Annotated in this window: 26 protein-coding genes; 24 read left to right on the top strand and 2 right to left on the bottom strand. The window is 43.8% G+C overall.

Annotation, left to right across the window (positions count from 1 at the left end; translation table 11 throughout):
* Positions 1–72: 72 nt before the first annotated feature.
* The 20 genes from fliL (at position 73) to H8B19_RS03735 (ending at position 17939) form a co-directional block, all read left to right on the top strand.
* Positions 73–582 carry a flagellar basal body-associated protein FliL gene (gene fliL, locus H8B19_RS03830; protein ID WP_186505454.1) on the top strand — a complete coding sequence of 170 codons (510 nt, stop codon included), beginning with the start codon at positions 73–75 and terminating at the stop codon, positions 580–582.
* A 44-nt stretch (positions 583–626) separates the two neighbouring features.
* Positions 627–1685, top strand: coding sequence for a flagellar motor switch protein FliM (gene fliM / locus H8B19_RS03825; RefSeq protein ID WP_186505453.1), 1059 nt, complete (start codon positions 627–629; stop codon positions 1683–1685).
* A 21-nt stretch (positions 1686–1706) separates the two neighbouring features.
* A complete protein-coding gene (gene fliN, locus H8B19_RS03820) occupies positions 1707–2129 on the top strand; it encodes a flagellar motor switch protein FliN (protein ID WP_186505452.1) in 423 nt (140 codons plus the stop codon).
* On the top strand, positions 2089–2532 hold the full coding sequence (fliO, locus tag H8B19_RS03815; protein ID WP_186505451.1) for a flagellar biosynthetic protein FliO: 444 nt from the start codon (positions 2089–2091) through the stop codon (positions 2530–2532). Before fliN ends, fliO begins: the two co-directional genes overlap by 41 nt.
* Complete coding sequence (gene fliP / locus H8B19_RS03810; RefSeq protein WP_186505450.1) at positions 2525–3268, top strand: flagellar type III secretion system pore protein FliP; 744 nt, start codon at positions 2525–2527, stop codon at positions 3266–3268. Before fliO ends, fliP begins: the two co-directional genes overlap by 8 nt.
* A 9-nt stretch (positions 3269–3277) precedes the next feature.
* The gene (gene fliQ / locus H8B19_RS03805; RefSeq protein WP_186505449.1) at positions 3278–3547 is read left to right on the top strand and encodes a flagellar biosynthesis protein FliQ; all 270 of its coding nucleotides are present in this window, start codon (positions 3278–3280) and stop codon (positions 3545–3547) included.
* Between the two features lie 6 nt (positions 3548–3553).
* A complete protein-coding gene (gene fliR / locus H8B19_RS03800; RefSeq protein WP_186505448.1) occupies positions 3554–4333 on the top strand; it encodes a flagellar biosynthetic protein FliR in 780 nt (259 codons plus the stop codon).
* Between the two features lie 15 nt (positions 4334–4348).
* Positions 4349–5473 (top strand): flagellar biosynthesis protein FlhB, encoded by a 1125-nt coding sequence (flhB, locus tag H8B19_RS03795; RefSeq protein WP_186505447.1) that lies wholly within the window; start codon positions 4349–4351, stop codon positions 5471–5473.
* 178 nt (positions 5474–5651) lie between these two features.
* The gene (gene flhA / locus H8B19_RS03790; protein ID WP_186505446.1) at positions 5652–7748 is read left to right on the top strand and encodes a flagellar biosynthesis protein FlhA; all 2097 of its coding nucleotides are present in this window, start codon (positions 5652–5654) and stop codon (positions 7746–7748) included.
* A gap of 16 nt (positions 7749–7764) precedes the next feature.
* Entirely contained in the window at positions 7765–9069 is a 1305-nt protein-coding gene (flhF, locus tag H8B19_RS03785) for a flagellar biosynthesis GTPase FlhF (RefSeq protein ID WP_186505445.1), read from the top strand.
* Positions 9066–9938, top strand: coding sequence for a MinD/ParA family protein (locus H8B19_RS03780; RefSeq protein WP_186505444.1), 873 nt, complete (start codon positions 9066–9068; stop codon positions 9936–9938). The genes flhF and H8B19_RS03780 overlap by 4 nt, the downstream gene beginning before the upstream one ends.
* Entirely contained in the window at positions 9935–10660 is a 726-nt protein-coding gene (locus tag H8B19_RS03775) for an RNA polymerase sigma factor FliA (protein WP_186505443.1), read from the top strand. Before H8B19_RS03780 ends, H8B19_RS03775 begins: the two co-directional genes overlap by 4 nt.
* A 49-nt stretch (positions 10661–10709) precedes the next feature.
* Positions 10710–11093, top strand: coding sequence for a chemotaxis response regulator CheY (gene cheY / locus H8B19_RS03770; protein ID WP_186505442.1), 384 nt, complete (start codon positions 10710–10712; stop codon positions 11091–11093).
* A gap of 36 nt (positions 11094–11129) precedes the next feature.
* Positions 11130–11888 (top strand): protein phosphatase CheZ, encoded by a 759-nt coding sequence (locus H8B19_RS03765; protein ID WP_186505441.1) that lies wholly within the window; start codon positions 11130–11132, stop codon positions 11886–11888.
* 12 nt (positions 11889–11900) lie between these two features.
* A complete protein-coding gene (locus tag H8B19_RS03760) occupies positions 11901–14171 on the top strand; it encodes a chemotaxis protein CheA (protein WP_186505440.1) in 2271 nt (756 codons plus the stop codon).
* Between the two features lie 14 nt (positions 14172–14185).
* Positions 14186–15289, top strand: coding sequence for a protein-glutamate methylesterase/protein-glutamine glutaminase (locus tag H8B19_RS03755; RefSeq protein WP_186505439.1), 1104 nt, complete (start codon positions 14186–14188; stop codon positions 15287–15289).
* A gap of 38 nt (positions 15290–15327) precedes the next feature.
* Entirely contained in the window at positions 15328–16095 is a 768-nt protein-coding gene (locus H8B19_RS03750; protein WP_186505438.1) for an AAA family ATPase, read from the top strand.
* Positions 16092–16808: a chemotaxis protein CheW gene (locus H8B19_RS03745; protein WP_186505437.1), complete on the top strand. Its 717-nt coding sequence runs from the start codon at positions 16092–16094 to the stop codon at positions 16806–16808. Before H8B19_RS03750 ends, H8B19_RS03745 begins: the two co-directional genes overlap by 4 nt.
* Positions 16809–16910: 102 nt before the next feature.
* A complete protein-coding gene (locus H8B19_RS03740) occupies positions 16911–17405 on the top strand; it encodes a chemotaxis protein CheW (RefSeq protein ID WP_186505436.1) in 495 nt (164 codons plus the stop codon).
* Positions 17406–17528: 123 nt separating this feature from the next.
* Complete coding sequence (locus tag H8B19_RS03735; RefSeq protein WP_186505435.1) at positions 17529–17939, top strand: DUF2802 domain-containing protein; 411 nt, start codon at positions 17529–17531, stop codon at positions 17937–17939.
* 22 nt (positions 17940–17961) lie between these two features.
* On the opposite strand, the gene H8B19_RS03730 is transcribed toward H8B19_RS03735, so the two are convergent.
* Together H8B19_RS03730 and fliK are read right to left on the bottom strand one after the other, a co-directional pair.
* Positions 17962–18267, bottom strand: coding sequence for an EscU/YscU/HrcU family type III secretion system export apparatus switch protein (locus H8B19_RS03730; RefSeq protein ID WP_186505434.1), 306 nt, complete (start codon positions 18265–18267; stop codon positions 17962–17964).
* Entirely contained in the window at positions 18264–20267 is a 2004-nt protein-coding gene (fliK, locus tag H8B19_RS03725; RefSeq protein ID WP_186505433.1) for a flagellar hook-length control protein FliK, read from the bottom strand. Before fliK ends, H8B19_RS03730 begins: the two co-directional genes overlap by 4 nt.
* A gap of 146 nt (positions 20268–20413) precedes the next feature.
* Between fliK and ccmA the strand changes: the two genes are divergently transcribed.
* From ccmA to ccmD, 4 genes are read left to right on the top strand one after another with little or no spacing between them, the layout of a single operon-like run.
* Positions 20414–21031, top strand: a complete 618-nt coding sequence (gene ccmA / locus H8B19_RS03720) for a cytochrome c biogenesis heme-transporting ATPase CcmA (RefSeq protein ID WP_186505603.1) — start codon at positions 20414–20416, stop codon at positions 21029–21031.
* Complete coding sequence (gene ccmB / locus H8B19_RS03715; RefSeq protein ID WP_186505432.1) at positions 21028–21693, top strand: heme exporter protein CcmB; 666 nt, start codon at positions 21028–21030, stop codon at positions 21691–21693. Before ccmA ends, ccmB begins: the two co-directional genes overlap by 4 nt.
* Positions 21693–22430: a heme ABC transporter permease gene (locus tag H8B19_RS03710; protein WP_186505431.1), complete on the top strand. Its 738-nt coding sequence runs from the start codon at positions 21693–21695 to the stop codon at positions 22428–22430. The genes ccmB and H8B19_RS03710 overlap by 1 nt, the downstream gene beginning before the upstream one ends.
* Positions 22430–22645 carry a heme exporter protein CcmD gene (gene ccmD / locus H8B19_RS03705; protein WP_186505430.1) on the top strand — a complete coding sequence of 72 codons (216 nt, stop codon included), beginning with the start codon at positions 22430–22432 and terminating at the stop codon, positions 22643–22645. The genes H8B19_RS03710 and ccmD overlap by 1 nt, the downstream gene beginning before the upstream one ends.
* Positions 22646–22659: the final 14 nt, after the last annotated feature.

Here is a 22659-nt window from a genome sequence, read left to right as displayed (position 1 = left end):
TTGCCAACACTGGCTTGAGTTATGGATAATGCCAACCTCACTAAAATATACATTGATAAATTAAGGTAACGCATGGCTGACGAAGAATTAACAATCGAAGAAGGCGGTAAAAAAAGTAAAAAGCTGCTGATCATTATTATCGCGGTCGTAGTGTTACTGGGCGGAGGTGCTGGCGCATACTTTTTCCTGATGGCAGGACCTGAGCAACCGGAACTGGGTGAAGTGGTTGAGCCTGCTGCTGAAGCTGCACCGCCATCAACCGGTACCGCGTTATATATTGCAATGCCGCGTCCGTTTACCTTTAACGCCCCAGGTGTGTCGCGCAGCCGTTTGGTTGAGATAAAAGTACAGCTTATGGTGCGTGGTTTTGAAAATGAAGAAGAAATTAAGAAGCACATTCCCTTGGTAGAAGGGGCATTGCTTAAGGTGTTTAGTAGCTCAAATGCTGATGACCTGGTCACTGAAGCCGGTAAAGCAGCATTAAAGCAGCAAGCTTTGCGAGATGTGAAAGCCACCATGAAAAACATTACCGGTAAAGAAGTTGTTGAACAAGTACTCTTTACCGGCTTTGTTATGCAATAAGTCAACGACGTGTTATTGGCTATAAGAAGTAACAGGAAAATAATGTGAGCGATTTATTATCACAAGACGAAATTGACGCCCTACTCCATGGGGTTGATGAGGTCGAAGAAGAAGAAATCAGCGATTCGATAGAAGACGGATCGGCGATTGAGTATGACTTCTCTTCACAAGACCGGATTGTGCGTGGCCGCATGCCCACGCTCGAAATTGTGAATGAGCGCTTTGCCAGACACATGCGTGTCAGCCTGTTTAATATGATGCGTCGTAACGCTGAGGTATCAATTAACGGTATTCAGATGATTAAATTTGGTGAGTACATACATACCTTGTTTGTACCAACCAGTTTGAACATGGTGCGTTTTCGCCCTTTAAAAGGCACTGGCCTTATTACCATGGAAGCCCGTCTGGTATTTATACTGGTTGATAACTTCTTTGGTGGGGACGGACGTTTTCACGCCAAAATTGAAGGACGCGAATTTACCCCAACAGAACGCCGCATCATTCAGATGCTGCTGAAGCTGGTTTTTGAAGACTACAAGGAAGCATGGTCGCCAGTTATGGATGTGTCTTTCGAGTATCTGGACTCGGAAGTTAACCCGGCAATGGCGAATATCGTGAATCCAACCGAAGTGGTAGTGATCAGTTCTTTCCATATCGAACTGGATGGTGGGGGAGGCGATTTCCATGTTGCTTTGCCATATTCGATGTTGGAGCCTATACGTGAATTGCTTGATGCGGGTGTACAAAGCGATAAAGAAGACACTGATTTACGTTGGAGTAAGGCTCTGCGTGACGAAATCATGGACGTGGAAGTGGAAGTGGCCGCTGAATTATTGGAATTTGAATTGTCTTTGCAGGAAGTGATGGAATTGCAGGCGGGCGATATTATTCCAATAGAAATGCCGGAACATGTGGTTATGGAGGTAGAAGGTCTGCCGACGTTCCGCAGTAAAATTGGTCGCTCCCGTGATAACGTGGCGTTGAAGATTACGGAGAAAATTCCACGGCCTGTTTCTGTTAAATCTGAATTACAACTATTAACCAAAGGCGGACGTCGTATTGACAGCGACGCCGAGCTTCAAATACTTGAAGAAGACCTGTAACAATATTAAGTGAGGTAGCATATGAGCACCGAAAATGAAGACGGTTTAGATGATTGGGCAGCAGCCATGGCAGAACAGGCCGAAGCTGAAGCTGCCGAAGGTGATGCCGGTGCCGACGGAGACGATGTTCAGGTTGCTGAACTGGATGAGTTGCAGGAAGACGCCAATATTACGGCGGATGAAAAACGCAAACTTGATTCTATTTTAGATATTCCGGTTACCATTTCGATGGAAGTGGGACGCAGCCATATTAGCATCCGAAATTTATTACAGTTAAATCAAGGATCTGTGGTTGAATTAGATCGAGTTGCGGGTGAACCGCTCGATGTTCTAATAAATGGCACGTTGATTGCTCATGGTGAGGTAGTAGTAGTAAACGACAAGTTTGGTATCCGTCTCACCGATGTTATTAGTCAAATCGAAAGAATTAAAAAACTCCGTTAATTTTCTGTTCCGCCCCTTAGCGGGCGGGCTTTTCCTGTTAAGTCCTGCTGTTTTTGCTGAATCTGCGACACCGACAACCGCATCTTCTTTTGTGTCAATTTTGCTGTCACTGATTGTGGTTCTGGCGATTATTTTTTCGCTTGGGTATTTAATGCGTCGATTTAATGTCACCCACACTGGTAGTCATCAGATGAAAATTGTTTCGTCTATGATGCTGGGTAACCGTGAACGGGTAATGTTAATCCAGGTGGGGGAAGAGCAGCACTTATTAGGTGTCACTGCACAGCAAATTAATCATCTGAGCAAACTTGAAACGCCAGTGATCACCGATGAAAGTGCAGAAAGCTTTAAACAAAAGCTCGGCCACTTTATGAAAAACAATAAGGAAGCTAACCATGATTAAGTTGCGCATGTTACTTCCTGTTTTACTGTTGTTATTACCCTGGGGAGCCTTTGCTCAGGGGATTCCTGCTGTAACCGTAACGCCAAATCCAAACGGTGGTGAAGATTACACCATGACGTTACAGGTTGTAGCGATCATGACGGCGCTGAGTCTTTTGCCAGCATTTCTCATGATGATGACATCTTTCACCCGCATTATTATTGTACTGTCAATTTTGCGGCAGGCGATTGGTCTTCAACAATCGCCGTCAAACCAAATTTTGATTGGTGTCAGCCTGTTTTTAAGTCTGTTTATTATGGCGCCGGTGTTTGACAAGATTAACGAAAATGCCTTGCAGCCTTATTTAAAAGAAGAAATCACTTCTATTCAGGCTTATGAAGCTGCCAAAGAACCGATTAAAGCATTTATGTTGTCTCAAACCCGGGTTAAAGATCTGGAAACCTTCATCAAAATCGGAGGTTATGAAGATCAGTTCCAGGAGCCTGCTGATGTTACTATGAATATTTTGATTCCGGCCTTTGTTACCAGTGAGCTGAAAACCGCCTTTCAAATCGGGTTTATGTTGTTTATTCCGTTCCTGATTTTAGATTTAGTGGTCGCATCCATTCTGATGGCCATGGGTATGATGATGTTGTCGCCAATGATTGTGTCGTTACCATTTAAACTGATGTTGTTTGTGATGGTTGATGGCTGGAATCTGGTATTTGGCACCTTAGCGAATAGTTTTGGCATGTAGGAGTGAGCTATGAGTCCTGAGGTCTTTGTTGATGTGCTACGCGAAGCACTATCCATGGTTATCCTGCTAGTGTCGGCAATTATATTACCCAGTTTATTTGTAGGACTGGCTGTATCTGTGTTTCAGGCGGCGACGTCAATCAACGAACAGACCATTAACTTTCTGCCCCGACTCATTGTTACTTTACTGGCATTAAGCTGGGGTGGGCACTGGTTGGTACAGAAGTTGATGGATTTTACCTTTGAAATGGTAGACAGGATCCCTCAGGTGGTTGGGTAACTGAAAATGCATATTGCCGGAGACGTTATCATCCAGTACCTGGCAGATTTGTTGCTGCCGTTTATGCGTATTTCAGGATTATTTGCGGCGATGGTGGGGCTCAGTGCTAAAACCATTCCAGCCCCTGTAAAAGCCTTTCTGACCTTGTTTTTAAGTTTGTTGATCATGCCAATGGTTAAACCTGTGCCGGTTGATGAATTATTATCAGTGGCGACGTTTGTGCTGGTTATTCAACAGCTGATTATTGGTGTTGCCATCGGATTTATTTCAATGATGGTTCTGAATACGTTTGTATTGTCAGGACAAATTGTTGCCATGCAAACCGGGTTGGGGTTTGCATCCATTGTTGACCCGGTTAACGGCATAAACGTCCCCGCAGTAGGGCAGTTTTATCTGATTCTGGCTACGCTTATTTTCTGGGCTTTAGACGGTCATCTGGCAATGATACGTATGATAGTGCTGAGTTTTGACGCTTTTCCGGTTGGTGCAGGATGGTGGGATCCTGAAAACTATAAAAAAATCGCACATTGGGGGAGCTGGATGTTTATTGGAGCTGTAACCCTTTCGCTGGCACCCATTGTTTCATTGCTGATTGTCAATTTAGCCTTTGGCGTGATGACTAAAGCGGCACCACAGTTAAATGTGTTTACCATCGGCTTTTCCATTGCGCAAATCATGGGACTAATCATTATCTGGATCACGCTGGATAACTTTACTTTTCACTTTGAACAGCAATGGCAGCGCGCACAGCAATTGATGTGTGACCTGCTCATGGTTTGCTCCTGATTATGTTGAATTGCGATGGCTGACGCTCACGAAAAAACAGAAGACCCCACGTCGAAACGACAGTCGCAGGCACGTGAAAAAGGTCAGATAGCGCGCTCCAAAGAACTGGCGACGACTTTAGTCCTGATGTCAGCTGCCGGTGCATTATTGTTAATGGGCAAACTGATTGCTGAGGCTATGTATCACGTGATGAGTCGTAGTTTTACCCTGTCGCGTGATGAAACCTATGATTTTCATCATATGTTCCAGATTCTGGGCAGTGTTATTGGTGAAATTACTGCACCTGTTATGCTGTATATGGTGATCGTGTTTGCGGCGGGATTCTACGGCAACATTGCCCTTGGTGGTTACAACTTCACTATGAAATCCGCTGCCCCAAAAGCGTCAAAACTTAATCCTCTTAAAGGATTAAAGCGTATGTTTGGCATAAACGGAGTGGTTGAGTTTTTAAAGGCGCTGGCCAAATTTATTGTCGTTGCGGTTACTACCTACTTTTCCTTGCAGTTATTTAAAGATGAAGCGCTACATCTCGATCTGGAGCTGTATCCGCGTAACATGACTCATGCTTTGGATTTGCTGGCGTGGGCGTTTTTAATTATCTGTTGTTCGATGATCCCAATTGCGGCGTTTGATGTGCCATATCAAAAATATAAACATGAAAAAGAACTGAAAATGACCAAGCAGGAAGTGAAAGATGAGCGTAAGAACTCTGAAGGTAATCCTGAGGTTAAAAGCCGGATTCGACGGTTGCAATTCCAGGCGGCAGCCAAACGCATGATGCAAGCGGTGCCTACTGCTGATGTCGTTGTCACTAACCCGACTCACTATTCTGTAGCGATTAAGTATGACGATAATGGTGATCGTGCACCAATCTTAGTGGCCAAAGGTCAGGATGAAATGGCAATGCATATTCGAACCATTGCTACCGCACACGATGTACCACTTGTGGCGTCACCCATGTTGGCGCGGGCGATATTCTATTCAACCGAAGTGGATCATGAAATTCCGGCCAAATTGTTTATGGCGGTGGCACAAGTGCTGGCATATGTGTATCAACTTAAAGCATATAAAAAAGGTAAAGGACATCGTCCATCACCACTGTCAACTAACTTACCTATCCCTCCAGAATTACGCCGTTAAACCAAGGTTTTTTTGGCGTCAAAAAAACATCAAATATGGCGAACAAATAATTTTTGATTTAATAATAGTCAGTTAGCAAAATATGCGTAAATAAGTTGGCTAAACCTTAACCATATTTTGTTTTCTGGCCTGTTTGTTGCACTCGCTACCCCATAGTCAATTTTTCGTTGTAGTTACTATGGAACTAGCCGCCTATTTCAATCGCATAGATAAAAATGCAGTCAAAAAACTTACTGCGGGCTTAGGCGCTCCTGTCATCTTGCTGGCTATTATGGGCATGGTTATTTTGCCTATGCCGGCCTTCCTGTTAGATGCTTTATTTAGTTTTAATATTGCCCTGTCACTGGTGGTTATTCTGGTGTCAGTGTTCACCAATAAACCTGTGGAATTTGGCGCGTTCCCGCTTATTTTGTTAATTGCCACAGTATTGAGGTTAGCGTTAAACGTGGCGTCTACCCGGATTGTTTTGCTTGAAGGGCATGAGGGGGGGGATGCTGCAGGTAAAGTAATCGAAGCTTTTGGTGAGGTCGTTATAGGCGGTAATTATGCCGTGGGGATTGTGGTATTCGCGATCCTGTTAATCATTAACTTTAAAGTGGTAACTGCCGGTGCAGGACGTATTTCAGAAGTAAGTGCACGCTTTACGCTGGATGCGATGCCAGGTAAGCAAATGGCAATTGACGCTGATTTAAATGCGGGGTTTATCGATCAGGATGAAGCACGTCGTCGTCGCGAGGAAATTACAGCTGAAGCCGACTTTTATGGGTCGATGGATGGTGCATCCAAATTCGTAAAAGGTGACGCTGTTGCTGGCCTTTTCATTATGCTGATTAACATAGTGGGTGGTTTGTTTATCGGTATTATCCAACATGATTTAACCTTTTCTAATGCGGTTGAAATTTATACTCTGCTGACTATCGGGGATGGGTTAGTGGCGCAGATTCCTTCGCTTTTATTGTCCGTTGCGACCGCTATTATTGTTACCCGTGAGAATGACAGCCAGGAGATGGGGGCTGAAGTAAAACGCCAGTTGGGTAATCAGCAGGCAATGATCATAACAGCCGTTATTTTATTTGTGATGGGCATTGTTCCGGGAATGCCGCATCTGGCCTTTTTAGGTTTTGCGCTAATTGTGGGTGGCATGGCCTGGTTTAACTGGCGTAGAGAACAGCAACAACAAAGCGACACTGCTAGTAAAGAAATGGTTGAACGTCCGGCAGAACAAGGTGAAGTGAAAGAACTTGGGTGGGATGACGTACAACATGTGGATACTATTGGTCTGGAAGTGGGGTATCGCTTGATACCGCTGGTTGATAAAAGCCAGGGGGGAGAACTGCTCACACGTATTAAAGGTGTACGTAAGAAACTATCTCAGGAGCTGGGTTTCCTTATTCCACCTGTTCATATTCGCGATAATCTGGATTTAAGTCCTAATACCTACACCATTGCAATGTTAGGCGTTTCCATCGGTGACGCTGAAATCAGTCACGATAGTGAACTGGCCATTAATCCGGGTCAGGTATTTGGCAAACTGGATGGTGTAGAAACTACGGATCCGGCTTTTGGTCTGGAAGCTGTCTGGATCAAACCTTCTCAGCGTGAACATGCGCAAACACTGGGGTATACCGTAGTGGATGCCGCTACCGTTGTTGCCACCCATTTAAGCCAGTTGCTTACGACCAATGCTTATCAGTTATTAGGCCATGAAGAAGTGCAGCAACTTCTTGATCTGTTGGCAAAAAATAATCCTAAGTTAGTTGAAGGACTTGTACCTGATGTCTTACCACTCAGTACGGTCGTAAAAGTCTTGCAAACCTTGTTGTATGAAGGAATTTCGATTCGTGACTTACGAAGCATAGTGCAGACGTTGCGTGAATATGGTCCCAAAACACAGGATCCTGATGTGCTGGTGTCTGCGGTGCGCATAGCACTTAAGCGCCTGATTGTTCAGGAAATTACCAATGGTGCAAGTGAGATCCCGGTCATAACTTTGGCACCTGAATTGGAACAGATGTTGCATCAGTCATTACAGGCAGGTGGAGAGGACGGTGCTGGCATAGAACCCGGACTGGCTGAAAAATTACAGCAGTCATTAACTGAGGTGGTGCAACAGCAGGAAATGGCTGGTGAACCGGCAGTTTTACTGACATCGGGTATGTTACGTCCAGTCTTATCGCGTTTCACCAAAAACGCCATTTCGGGATTACACGTGTTGTCATATCAGGAAATTCCTGACGACAAACAAATCAAAATCGTCAGTGCCATTGGGCAGTAGGTACTAAGGGGATATCATGAAAATCAGACGTTTTTTCGGCAAGGATATGCGGGATGCATTAAAGCAGGTTAAAGACGAGCTTGGCAGCGATGCGGTTATTATGTCGAACAAAAAAGTGGCTGATGGTGTGGAGATTGTCGCGGCCTACGATAATGAGCCGGTTAAAAAAGCGGCACCAGTTGCTCAACAGCAATCAAATATTCAGTTGACTGATGGTAAGTCAAATATAAAAACGACACCTACCTTATCTGAGATTATTGGTGATAGTGGCCCGGACAGTTTAAAAGCACTCCTTGATAAACAGGCTAAGATGCAGGATGAGCCTGTTGAAAATCCGGCATTTAAAGAACCTGCAGCCAGCATACGCAAGCCAGTCGTGTCTGCTTCACAAACAAATGACAACCTTGCTGAGATAAAGGCGGAATTAGCGTCTTTACGTAATGTTTTACAATTTCAGGTAAATGGTTTACTGCAACAGCAACAACGTCACGCCCATCCTATGCAGGCTTATTTAACAGAAAGTCTGATTAACATGGGAATTTCACCAAAATTAGCCAGTGAAGTGGTTGCGTTTACACCTGCTGATTACAGCGAACGCGAAGCCTGGGTCTTTTTATTGAAACTACTGGCTAACCGTTTAAAAACGACTCAGGATGACATTTTTGACAGAGGTGGGATCGTGGCACTAATGGGGCCTACCGGAACAGGAAAAACCACAACTATCGCCAAGCTTGCAGCCAGATATGCTCAGAAATACGGCAATGATAAAGTCGCATTAATTACCACCGATGGGTACAGAATTGCAGCATATGAACAACTGGCAACTTATGGAAAAATTATTGGTTGCCCGGTTAAAAAAGCCACAACGGCAGAACAATTGGATGAAGTGCTATATCAATTTCGCAATCGCAAACTAATACTGATTGATACCGCCGGGTTTGGTCAGCGGGATGTGAGATTAATCAAACAACTGGATACCTTAAAACAAACATCCTGTGCTAATATTACCAGCTATTTAGTTCTGCAGGCCAACGCGCAAATTCAGGTTATGGAACAAACAATTAAGTTGTATAACGACATTTCTTTGCGTGGGTGTATTTTCACAAAATTAGATGAGTGTTACAGTTTAGGGGAGATGGTAAGTGTGGCGATTGAAAACAACCTTCCTGTCAGTTACCTCACAGATGGCCAAAAAGTCCCTGAAGATATTCGAAACGCTGAGGTTAAGTATATGATTTCAACAGCGGCAAGAATGTACAAAAAATACGGATTCAACCCAATGACCTCTAGCCAGGTTAAACAATCAGCAGTAGGCTTATGATAGAGGATCAAGCGAGTAGCTTAAGAAGTATGCAGCAATCCAGTTTAATAAAAGTTATTGCCGTTACCGGTGGAAAAGGAGGAGTGGGTAAAACCAACATTACTCTTAATACCGCTATTTCTATGGCAAAAATGGGCAAACGTGTTTTAGTGTTAGATGCCGATTTAGGTCTGGCTAATGTCGACGTTATGCTCGGGTTGCGGGTAGAGAAAAATTTATCTCATGTTTTATCCGGCGAATGTTTGTTGGAAGATGTATTAGTTGAAGGTCCTCACGGTCTAAAAATCGCACCTGCGACTTCTGGTACACAGTCGATGACTGAGCTAACGCCTGTCGAACATGCTGGCCTGATCCGGGCATTTAGCGAATTACAACAAGACATAGACGTACTGATTGTTGATACTGCCGCAGGCATTTCCGATATGGTGTTAAGCTTTTCGCGTGCGGCTCAGGATGTCATGGTCGTTGTCTGTGATGAACCCACGTCACTGACTGATGCTTATGCTCTGATAAAAATATTGAATCGTGACCATGGTGTTTTTCGTTTTAAAATTGTTGCGAATATGGTGCGCAATTTACGTGAAGGTCAGGAATTATTCGCTAAGCTTTCTAAAGTTACCGGACGGTTTCTTGATGTTGCACTGGAATTGGTTGCAACTATTCCGCATGATGAAAATATTCGTAAAGCAGTACGCCGTCAGAAAGCGATAGTGGATGCGTTTCCATCATCACCGGCGGCAGTTGCGATTAACAATTTAGCCAAACAGGCATTGAAGTGGCCTGTACCATCGCAACCGGGTGGACATTTAGAGTTTTTCCTGGAGCAGTTGGTACGCCAGAAATCTCAGACTATGCAGGACGAGGCGTGAACAATAAAGTAGCAGCCTATCAACAAAATGATGATAAGACGAAGCTGGTTGAACAACATGCTTCACTGGTAAAGCGTATTGCCCATCATTTGATGGTGCGACTCCCCTCCAGTGTTCAGGTTGATGATCTAATTCAGGCTGGCATGATTGGCCTGTTGGAAGCTGCCAAAAATTTTGATGGTAGTAAAGGGGCTAGCTTTGAAACCTATGCGGGCATCCGTATCCGAGGGGCAATGCTGGATGATATACGCAAAGGTGATTGGACACCTCGTTCAGTGCACAAAAACAATCGCGCAATTGCAGAAGCCATTGCATGGGTTGAAAAAGATACTGGCAGAGATGCCAAAGATAATGAAGTTGCCGAATATATGAATGTCACCATTGATGAATATCATCAAATGTTGGCGGAAGTGAATGCAGGACGTATTATTGGCATAGAAGATTTAGGGGTTACGGAAGATGTTATCACTACAGAGCGAAATAGTGGTATTGATGAACCCTTTGATGATGTGCTACAAGGAGCTTTCCAGAAATCCTTGGCTCAGGCAATAACTACATTGCCCGAACGTGAGGCCATTGTACTATCACTTTACTATGATGAAGAATTAAATTTGCGTGAGATTGGTGAAGTTCTGGAAGTCAGTGAATCACGAGTGAGTCAAATTCATAGTCAGGCGATGCTGAGGTTGAAAAACCGAATGAAGTCATGGCGTTCAGTTTAATATAAATAATAACTAATATTGGCTAGTTGATACCTCAACGGAGGCGGTTTTGAATAAAAATATGAAAATTCTGGTTGTTGATGATTTTTCAACAATGAGAAGGATAATCAAAAACTTACTAAAGGATTTAGGTTTTACCAGCGTGCAGGAAGCCGACGATGGTAGCACGGCTTTGCCGATGTTACAGCAAGGTGATTTTGATTTTGTTGTAACCGACTGGAACATGCCTGGAATGCAAGGTATCGATTTGTTACGTGCGATTCGTGCGGATGAAAATTTAAAACATCTTCCTGTCTTGATGGTAACTGCTGAAGCCAAAAAAGAGCAAATTGTTGCAGCCGCCCAAGCTGGGGTTAACGGCTATGTGGTGAAGCCTTTTACTGCAGCGACTTTGAAAGAAAAATTAGACAAAATTTTCGAACGTCTGGGTTAATCCGGTAGCTAATCCTACCCATTTAGGAGAGGCTGAATGGCTAAACTACAAAAACCTTCTATATCACTGGAAGACGCAAAAAAATTAGTTAGCTTGTTAGAAGCTGATGATCAGGACGGGGCAAGTGATTTACTCGAAACCGTGTCCATAAATAATTCAATTGCATTATTTTCAGAGGTGGGCAAGTTGACCCGCCAGTTACATGACTCGCTAAATAATTTTCAGCTTGATGCGCGCATAGCTGACTTAGCGAAAGAAGACATTCCTGACGCACAAACGCGTTTGAATTATGTGATTGATACAACGGAACAAGCGGCTAATCGTACGATGGATGCTGTTGATACCTGTATGCCAATTGCTGAAAAAATGTCTACCAGCATAGAAAACATTCTGCCTGAATGGAAAAAATTAATGACCAGGCAGTTGGAATTAAATGAATTTAAAACTCTTTGCTATGATTTAGATAACTTTCTGGAAAATTCCCGCACGGATTCTGAAAAACTCAACAGCTTATTAACTGAAGTATTGATGGCACAAGGGTATCAGGATATCACCGGGCAGGTAATTCGCAGAGTTATGGAGCTGGTTAAGGAAGTTGAAGACAGTCTGGTACATATGCTTACCGTCTTTAGCATGACAGATGTTGCTGATTTATCAGCGAAAAAGGATAAAGACTTAGCTGAAAGTTCCGATAACATGAAAGCGGAGGGCCCAATCATTAATCCTGAAACCCGTGATGATGTGGTAACAGGGCAGGATGATGTGGATGACCTATTATCTAGCTTAGGTTTTTAAGAGGAATGATTCATGGGATTTGAAGTAGATGAGGAAATCCTTGAGGATTTTTTGGTTGAAGCAGGTGAAATTTTAGAGCAGCTGCAGGAACAATTAGTTGAGCTCGAGAATAATCCTGAAAACACTGATTTACTCAATGCCATTTTCCGTGGATTCCATACCGTTAAAGGCGGAGCCGGATTTTTATCTCTGACTGCACTGGTGGAAGCCTGCCATGGTGCCGAAAACGTGTTTGATATCATGCGTAACGGCCAGCGTAGTGTTACCTCTGAAACAATGGATGTTATTCTTCAGGCTCTGGATAACATCAATGATATGTTTGCCAGTGTTCAGGCCCGCGAAGAACTAACCCCAGCTCCACCAGAGTTAATAGACGCATTACATCGTTTAAGTCGCCCCGAATCAGAAGATGAGGCCCCGTCAGTGTCGGATTCAGACGATGCTGAAGTAGAATTTGAATTGGCAGATGAGCCTGAAGACAGTTCAGATACCGAATTTGAGCTTGATGAACGTATCGAAGATGATTCGCAGGATTCCTCTGAATCTGGCAGCATTGATGAAATTACCGAAGATGAATTTGAAGCTTTGCTTGATGAATTACATGGTGAGAATAGTGCCCCGGGTAAAGCAAGCGAATCTGCTTCTTCTGCAACTGATGACGCAGCAATTGCGAGCCCATCAGTAACAAGCTCCGAAGCCGGAGATGACATTACCGATGATGAGTTTGAAGCATTACTTGATGAATTACATGGTAAGGGTCAATTTGCATCAAAGGCGGATACGACAGGCAGTACTGATTCTGTTGCTAACAAGCCTGAACCGGCACAAAGTACAGCAGCTTCAGATGATGAAATTTCTGATGACGAATTCGAAGCGCTTTTAGATCAATTACATGGCGAAGGTAAAGGGCCAGGTGAAGCTGCAGCAGCTAAAAAAACGACGGCTCCTGCTGTAAAACAAGACAAACCTAAACCTGCGTCTGCTGCTGAAAAACCAAAAGCAAAGCCGGCAGAAAAGCCGCCAGCTGCCTCAGCACCTAAAAATGAAGCCAAAACTCCGGTACCCGCTCCCAGAGAGGATAAAAAAGCGGCCACTCAGGCACCAGCCGAAACAACAGTTCGAGTTGATACCAAGCGTCTTGATCAAATCATGAATATGGTTGGAGAACTGGTTTTAGTGCGTAATCGCTTATTAAGTCTTGGTGTCAATGTAAACGATGAAGCCATGACGAAGGCGATTGCCAATCTCGATGTTGTGACCGGTGATTTACAAGGTGCGGTCATGCAAACCCGCATGCAACCCATCAAAAAAGTTTTTGGCCGGTTCCCTCGTGTTGTCAGGGATTTGGCGCGTAGTCTTAAAAAAGAAATTACCCTTGAATTGATTGGTGAAGAAACCGATTTAGATAAAAATCTGGTTGAAGCGCTTGCTGATCCACTGGTGCATTTAGTTAGAAACTCAGTTGATCATGGTATTGAATTGCCTGACGAGCGAGCTGCAGCTGGTAAACCTCGCATGGGCACGGTTAAGCTTTCTGCCTCTCAGGAAGGAGATCATATTCTATTAACCATTCAGGATGATGGTAAAGGTATGGATCCCGAAAAACTAAAAGAGATTGCGATAAGTAAGGGTGTTTTAGATGAAGAAGCGGCCTCACGAATGAGTGATGAGGAAGCTTTCAATTTAATTTTCGCGCCAGGTTTTTCCACCAAAGTAGAAATTTCAGATATATCCGGACGTGGTGTTGGGATGGATGTGGTGAAAACCAAAATCAGCCAGCTAAATGGATCTATTCAAATACGTTCTGAAATGGGTGTTGGCACGACTTTGGCAATTAAAGTGCCACTGACGTTGGCAATTTTGCCAACTCTGATGGTTGTTGTGAGTGAGCAGGCATTTGCTTTACCATTAGCAACTGTAAACGAAATTATTAATGTTGACCCAAGCAAAACCAACACGGTTGATGGTCAGCTGACGATGATAGTGCGTTCCAAAGCAATACCCCTGTTTTATTTGGCTGAATGGTTGACCCGAAAATCAGGCGTTGTTGTTGATAAAAATGCCGGACATGTGGTTGTCGTGCAGCTGGGAACACAACAAATTGGTTTTGTAGTTGATTCTTTAGTGGGACAGGAAGAAGTGGTTATTAAACCTCTGGACTCCATGCTACAGGGGACACCAGGTATGGCTGGTGCCACCATTACCAGTGATGGTGGTATTGCGTTAATTTTGGATATTCCAGGCTTATTAAAACGTTATGTTAGAAAAACCTTAAATGCATAGGAGTCTTGGTATTTATGCCTTATAAGGTTTTGATTGTTGATGATTCCACCTTCTTTCGACGTCGTTTAAAAGAGATTCTTGCCAGAGATCCTGATTTACAAGTTGTAGGCGAAGCTAAAAATGGCAAGGAAGCAATCGAGCAAGCCAGAATTTTAGATCCGGATGTGGTGACAATGGATGTTGAAATGCCGGTTATGGATGGTATTTCTGCCGTCAAATCACTAATGGCTTCCAGTCCTGTTCCTATTTTAATGTTTTCTTCGCTGACTCATGAAGGTGCTCAGGCAACGCTTGATGCAATGGAAGCCGGTGCTCTCGATTTTTTACCCAAAAAATTTGAAGACATAGCACGGGATCGTAAAGAAGCTATTGAATTATTACAGCAACGGGTGAAGGCCATTGCGAAACGTAAAAGCTTCAGTCGTACAGGAATACAAGCAACTGGCCGTCCCCGTTTTGCAGAAAGGGTTGCGCAAGGGAAACCACCACCTCCTCCTGCTGCAAAACCTGTGTTTATGCGTTCTGCGTCTGCACGGAATCAATATCAGGTTCTGGCAATTGGTACATCAACCGGAGGACCGGCAGCACTGCAAAAATTATTATGTGCACTACCGGCAACGTTTCCTTATCCCATCGTGCTGGTCCAACACATGCCCGGTACTTTTACCAGTGCCTTTGCTGAGCGGTTAAATCGTCTGTGTCATATCAATGTTTATGAAGCACAGGGCGGAGAAATATTAAAGCCTGGCGTTGCCTATCTTGCTCCGGGGGGTAAGCAAATGCTGGTGGAAGGCAACAAACATGCTGCTCGCCTTAGAATTACTGATACGCCAAAAGACAGAGCAATGCCGTATAAACCCAGTGTTGACTTAACCTTCGAATCTGTTGCTTCTGTTTTTGGGGGACAGGTTCTGGGCGTTATTTTGACAGGGATGGGGGCAGATGGTCGCGAAGGTTGTCGCAAATTGAAGGAGCATGGAGCCAAAATCTGGTCTCAGGACGAACATAGTTGTGTGGTATATGGTATGCCACAAGCGGTCGCCAATGCAGGGTTGTCGGATGCTGTTTATTCGATAGATGAATTTGCCGATAATATATTAAACGAGATGCGTGGTTGACACTCATCTTTGTTGGACATTTAAAAGCGAGTTAAACAGTGAAGGTTTGGACTGTCGCCAATCAAAAGGGTGGAGTAGGTAAAACAACAACCACCGTGACATTGGGCGGCTTATTGGCACAAAAAGGTCACAAGGTTCTGCTGATTGATACCGATCCTCAGGCTTCCATGTCGTATTATTTTGGTATTGACTCCGAATTACTGTCCTCCAGTGTCTATGATGTTTTCATGGCGGGTAGTGAATTGAGTAAGGATACGGTACTGGATTGCTTGTGTCCGACTAAATTTGACTCTTTGTTCCTTTTACCTGCGACCATGAACTTATCAACAGTCGATCGTAAGCTCGGTACTAAAAGTGGCATGGGATTAATTCTCAAGCGGGCTGTGCAAGCCGTAAAAGATGAGTTCGATTATGTTATTGTTGATTGCCCTCCAACGTTAGGCGTTTCGATGGTAAATGCGTTAGCAGCATGTGATCATATTTTAATTCCTGTTCAAACTGAGTTTTTGGCCTTAAAAGGCCTCGAACGTATGATGCATACACTGGACATTATGGCGAAAACCCTTTCCCGTAGTTTTGAATATACCATTGTTCCCACCATGCACGATAAAAGAACCAATGCGGCGTTGGAAGCCTATGAATCATTGCAACAAAACTATGGTTCACATGTATGGACTTCGCATATTCCGGTTGATACGCGCCTGCGGGAAGCCAGTCAGGCTCAAATGCCACCGTCTGTGTTTTGCCCAAAATCACGAGGTGTGTTTTGTTATGCCAACTTATTAAAATATCTGGATAGATTATGAGTAAGTCTGCTTTTGCCAAAGAAGAAGTCATGGAAGAATATTTTGCTTCTTTGTTAACTGAGGACAATGAGGAAGCGGGCACACTTGTTGAAAAGAGCCAGTTGGATCAATTGTTATCGAAAGTGGGAGCTGACTCTGAGGTAGAAAAGCAGGTCAAAGTTAAGCCTGTTATCGAGCAGAAAGTCGTTGAATCAGTTAAAGAAATTTCCAGCGCAGCCGACATTAATCAAGAGGAGCCTCTGCCTGTATCAGAACCTGTTGCACAAGCTGAACTTGCTTATCGTCAGGGAACCTTTCAGGCATTATTTTTTCAGTTGGCCGGGTTGACCATGGCAGTTCCCTTAACGGAACTCGGTGGGATCCATCAACTGGATAAAACCAATCCGTTATTCGGTAAGCCCGATTGGTTTATTGGTGTCATGTTACACCGGGAAGAACAGTTAAGTGTCATTGATACTGCTAAATGGGTGATGCCGGAAAGATTAGATCAAAAACTGGCAGAATCGATAAAGTATCAATATCTTATAATGCTGGGTGAAAGTCATTGGGGATTGGCTTGTGAAAAGCTGGTTAACACAGTGACCTTACATCAGGATGATGTAAAATGGCGGGAAAATGATGGAAAGCGACCCTGGCTGGCAGGATTGGTCAAAGATCGCATGTGTGCATTAATTGATGTACAGCAAATGATTGCGATGTTGAACCACAACTAATTGTATACTTGTAATAATTTCAGCAATTAAGCCAGCCGATAAATTGAAATCAGGCTAAAATAAGTACTGGCAAATTCGGCAGCTTGCAAGGAATTAAGTCTAATGAGTGAAAATAAAACGTTAAGCAATACCACGGCAGATGCTAAAGATGAAGTCTTGCAATGGGTAACTTATTGTCTGGGTGATGAAACCTATGGCATCAATGTTATGCAGGTTCAGGAAGTATTGCGTTACACTGAAATCGCCCCGGTTCCTGGCGCGCCTGATTATGTATTAGGTATTATTAATTTACGCGGTAATGTTGTTACTGTGATTGATACCCGTTCACGGTTTGGTTTACCTTCTGCGGACGTGACCGATAACTCACGCATTGTCATTATTGAATCAGAACAACAAGTTGTTGGTATTCTGGTGGATAGTGTGGCTGAAGTGGTTTATCTCCGTTCCTCTGAAATATCCAGTGCACCTAACGTGGGTACAGAGGAAAGTGCCAAGTTTATTCAGGGCGTGAGTAACCGTGATGGTGAATTGTTAATATTGGTTGATTTAAATAAATTATTAACCGATGACGAATGGAATGAAATTGGTAACATTTAATTTTTCAGTTCCATATTAAGAGCCTGCGATAAGCGGGCTTTTTTGTGTCCGTATTAAAATAGTGTACATTAACCTGATAGCCCCAAAATACTGGCTTTTTGAGATACCCACAGGAAAAATAAAATGATGCAATGGTATGTCATTTGCGCTGTTACTTTAATTTTAGTGTTGTTATTTTTATGGTTGTGGCAACAGCAGAAACAGCTGGCAGAACATCTTCGCCAAAAGATCCAGACACAGGATAAAAATCTGCTTGATCTCAAAGCTGAATTGCAACTTCAACACGAAGCTATTCATGAATTACGTACCGGCTCTTTAGGCGTTGGGCAAAAAGTGCAAACACTAGTCCGTCAATTGCAGGAAACTCAGGCTAAACAGGATGAAATGGAAGAACATGATCCTGACAGCAAGCTCTATGGCCACGCCGCCAAACTGGCACAGCAAGGTGCCAGTATTGAAGAGATCGTTGAGGAATGCGAGTTGACCCGGGGAGAGGCGGAACTGTTAATTCAACTGCATCGCCAATCCAATTAAATATATTTTTATTCGATTCAGCTCAGGCCTGAGTGTTCAGGTAACCGGCTGGAATAGCCCAGCCTTCAGGAAATTTCCCCTGCAATACATAAGAAAAGGCAATTAATTCTGCAATAACATGGTAAAGCTCAGCCGGGATATGTTGACCTAAATCCAATCTGGCTAAAAAATCAGACAAGTCCTGATCTTCATGAACCAGTACTCCACTCTCTCTGGCCAGTTCTATAATTTGTTCAGCGAGTTCTCCAAAGCCCTTGGCAACAACTTCCGGTACATCCCCGTTTTGATACTTTAAACCTATGGCTTTTTTTACTGAAGAATCATTCATGCCTGCATCTCAATTAACTGATAAGGTTTACGTTGTAAGCTTTGCGGGATTTTCCCTAACTGAACTGCGGAGCGTGCTAATTGAATATTAAGGCTATCAAAACGCTTTTTAAGTAACGGCATAAAGTTGAGTACCTGTTCACGGGTTGTTTGATTAGACGTATAAATATCCAGCTCCAATTCTGATTCCCGCAGTCTGGCTTTTACCAGCATTTCTCCTGTTTCGGCGATTTTTAGTTTCATACTTAATTGCCAGAGTTTGTTGTCTGTATCTTTCTTCTTGGCGGAAGAGTCTTTGTCTGGTGAGCGTTTTATCAGGATTTCAACATCTTTGTTTTGTGGAGTATTGCCCGTCCCAAAATGGTAGTAAAGTTGATCCTGCCCCTGCATCTGTTGTTCTGCACTACTAAGTTTACTGGCCTGATGGTTGGCGATCAGTCGCGCGATGGTTTTTGTCAGATCGGTAGTTTGCTCAAGCTGTGACAACTCCCGGACACCATTCGTCATTCCTGATGTTGGAGACGAAGACGCTATCTTGCTAAATAATTCATTTATTTGTTGTGAATGCTCCGGGTTTAACCTGCTTAGTCTGGCGCTTAAACTTAACTGTAATAACGCCACTAAACCGGCAATAAAGCCTTGATTTGGCTGAGGCGACAGTAACTGATTCACCGATAAGGGTAATGCCGGTGTTGTGATTAAATTACGTATATGTAACCAATCCTGCGCTTGTGATTTGGGTTGTGCCTGAACGATTTGCTGTAATTTCGATTCAATCAGGTTTTTTAATTCACTGTTAGCGGGCAACTCGTCATTGACCAGTGCATTTTGAATTTGCAGCATTAAGACGCCAGGTGATGTTTGTTGGGGAATCAGGCGCATGTTTAACTCCTGAAATATTTGCGCGACTTTGGCGGGTGAAGCGCTGTTATGCTGCGTTGTTTCAGCTGTTCTGTCCGATGCTATTGCAGGAGGCTGATTGGCGCTATTTGGAGGGGAAACTGACTGATTTTTTACTGCGGGTTGCGCATCAATCCACTGTTTTATTTGTGCAAAGCTTTTATTCTCCGGGGAAATACTGATAAGAGGTGCGCGGGCTATGTCGACGGTTAATAGGGGCTTTGACTGAATAATGGCAACATTTAACGATTTTATCGTTGTTGTATTTTGTTTATCGTCTGTTGCTGTGCCGTTGCTGCTCAGCAGGTTTTGAACAGGATTTAGTTTTTGCAGTTGAGGAGCTAATTGCTGTAATGCCTGAGCAGGAATATTAACCGGACGATGTTGAGCAAGTTTAATTAAAATATCCTGGGCAGTCTGTGGTTCAATTGCCACAGGTCGACTGCGTTTATTAAAATTATCTCTTAATTCAGCCACCCAGTTTTGTCCCTGTGGTTTAAGCTCCAATATTAATGACTGTCCGGTATTCAGTGTTTGTACCTTATCTGTTTTAAGGTAAACACTGGTTTGCTGGCCAATTGAGAGTTCTGATGGTTTAGTCGCAGGCGTATCCGTTAATTGAAGTTGCAATGCCTTAGGTATGTTAATTGATTTAACCTGATTGTTAGCGTGAAGTGGTGCCGTGATTTGTAATTCTATTTTTTGTGCAGTGATTTGGCCCACATCGACAGGCAGCGACAAAGGGGCTCCTGCAATGAAACGTAATTGCGAAGCCGGCAGTGACAGAAGTTGCGCAGTCAATCTTGGGCTTATTTCCAGCTGTACTGATTGTGCTATGTCATGAGCAATAAACTGTAGCGCATTCTGTTGCGGTAAAAATTGCAAACGATAAGTCTGATTATTTTGTAGCTGTTGGTACAGATCCGGAGACTTTAGTATGAGTCGGCCATTGTCAGTGAGTAATATAACCGTATCGTCCGCTGACTTTTGCACTGTTACCTGCAACTCAACCGGGGTAATCGAGGGCAAGCGTGATTGCTGCAATAATGTTTGCAGCGCGCTACTTAATTGTTGCAATGAGAAACTGACATTTTCAGACATAGGCTATTTATCGGTCACAAAATCCGCTGCTTGATATAAATCATTTTTTGACACACTTATCTTGGTACAGAAGTATGCGATCGTGTCCCGGCTTATGCTATTATTCTGCGCAATTTTTTCCTAATTATCAGGTGCATAAGTTGGCGTTGCTGGATGCGAATAATTTAACCTGCTGTAAAAGTGACAGAGTCTTGTTTCAGCAACTTAGTTTGTCGCTTGACGTGGGGGATATTTTGCATCTTCAGGGGCCAAATGGTGCAGGAAAAACCAGCTTACTGCGTATTTTAGTGGGTTTAAGCCAGCCTCAATCCGGTTGTGTTAATTACCAGCATACGTCGATTGAACAAAGTAATGATTTTGCACAGCAGCTTATTTATATTGGCCATAAACCGGCACTTAATCCCGCATTAACCGCGATAGAAAATTTAACCTACTGGGCACAAATGCATGGTGTTAGTTTGCTGTCAGATATCTGGCAAATTTTGTCCGATTTGGGGTTGGCGGGTCTTGAGGATATTCCGGTATCCCAGTTATCGGCAGGGCAGCAACGGCGGGTAGCTCTGGCCCGGTTGTGGATTAAACCGGCCAAATTATGGGTGCTGGATGAACCCTTTACTGCTCTGGACGTCAATGCGATTGATATGGTGCAACAAAAAATGCAGCGGCATGCACAACAGGGGGGAGCCGTGATCCTTACGTCACATCAGCCCGTAGACATGATGCACAATATTAAAGTGCTTATTATGGAGTATCAGTGGTTGTGAGCACGTTAAATGCGGTATTTAAGCGTGAGCTGGTTCTTGCCTTTCGACAAAAGTCAGAGCTATTGCAACCTGTTATGTTTTTTATACTGGTTATTAGTTTATTTCCATTAGGCGTTGGCCCCGGTCCGGAAACGCTGCAAAAAATTGGTCCAGGCGTGATATGGGTTGCGGCATTATTATCGGCTCTATTTGGCCTGGAACGAATTTTCCGAGATGATTTCGCCGATGGAACCCTTGAACAGCAAATGTTATCCGGTATTCCCTTATCACTGGTTGTTTTGCTTAAAGTGGCCGCGCACTGGTTAGTTAGCATTTTGCCTTTGATCGTGGTTTCTCCGCTGCTTTCATTGTTCCTTAACCTTACATCCGCTATGTATACGGCATTGCTAGCAACCCTGCTATTGGGTACGCCATTACTGAGTTTGCTTGGTGCTATTGGTGTTGCTCTGACGGTTGGGGTGCGTAAAGGCAGTGTTTTATTAAGCCTGATGTTGTTACCTTTTTTTGTTCCCTTGTTGATTTTTGCGACCGCTGCTGTGGAAGCGGCTGCCTTACAGTTACCCTATAACGGCCAACTGGCGTTACTGGGGGCACTATTTTTGTTAGCATTAGCCCTATCGCCTGTTGCAACGGCTTATGCATTGAAAGTGAGTCAGAATTAATGTGGAAATGGTTACATCCCTACGCTAAAACCGAACGCCTGTATCAACTGAGTTCAACTCTGTTGCCATGGTTTAGCATCGCAGCACTCTTGTTATTGATTAGCGGATGTGTGTGGGGGCTAATGTTTGCGCCTGCCGATTACCAACAAGGTGACGCTGCACGTATCATGTACATTCATGTGCCCAGCGCGATTTTGTCGATGAGTACTTATGCCGCTATGGCGATCGCTGCATTGATTGGCATTGTATGGCAAATTCGAACAGCAGATATGGCGGTAGCAGCGATTGCGCCAACCGGGGCTATGGTGACCTTTGTGGCATTGTTTACCGGTGCCGCATGGGGTAAACCCATGTGGGGAACCTGGTGGGTATGGGACGCAAGACTCACTTCTGAACTTATTTTGTTATTTATGTATCTTGGTGTTATTGCTTTGTATAACGCTTTTGAAGATAAACAACAGGCAGGCAGAGCGGCAGGCATTCTTGCGCTGGTAGGTGTGATCAACTTGCCAATTATTCACTATTCAGTTGAGTGGTGGAATACCCTGCATCAGGGCGCATCCATTACAAAATTGAGCAAACCATCAATAGATCCGGCAATGTTATGGCCATTATTAATTAACTTATTAGGGTTTGCCTGTTTAATTGCCAGTCTGAGTCTGGCTGCACTGAAGAACGAAATTATACGCCGGGAAAAACATCGTCCCTGGGTTCAACAATTAGTGAGTGATATCTGATGGGGCAGTTTGAATCTTTTAGCGCTTTTGTAAGCATGAATGGTTATGGCTTTTTTGTATGGCTGTCGTTTGGTGTGACCTTAGTTGCGATTTTGTTGCTTGCCTGCCATAACTGGCTGCAAAGTAAGACCTTGAAAAAGGAAATCAGGCAGCAACTTGCCAGACAACAGCGAGTGCGAAAAACAGTGCAACGTCATTCTGTAGCAGCTGAGTAGGAGCGGTTTATTCA

The organism is Neptunicella marina, assembly GCF_014270035.1.
GTDB classification, from domain to species: Bacteria; Pseudomonadota; Gammaproteobacteria; order Enterobacterales; family Alteromonadaceae; genus Neptunicella; species Neptunicella marina.
The sequence above is the reverse complement of the archived record's forward strand: the minus strand, read 5'-3'. Positions and strand labels throughout refer to the sequence as shown.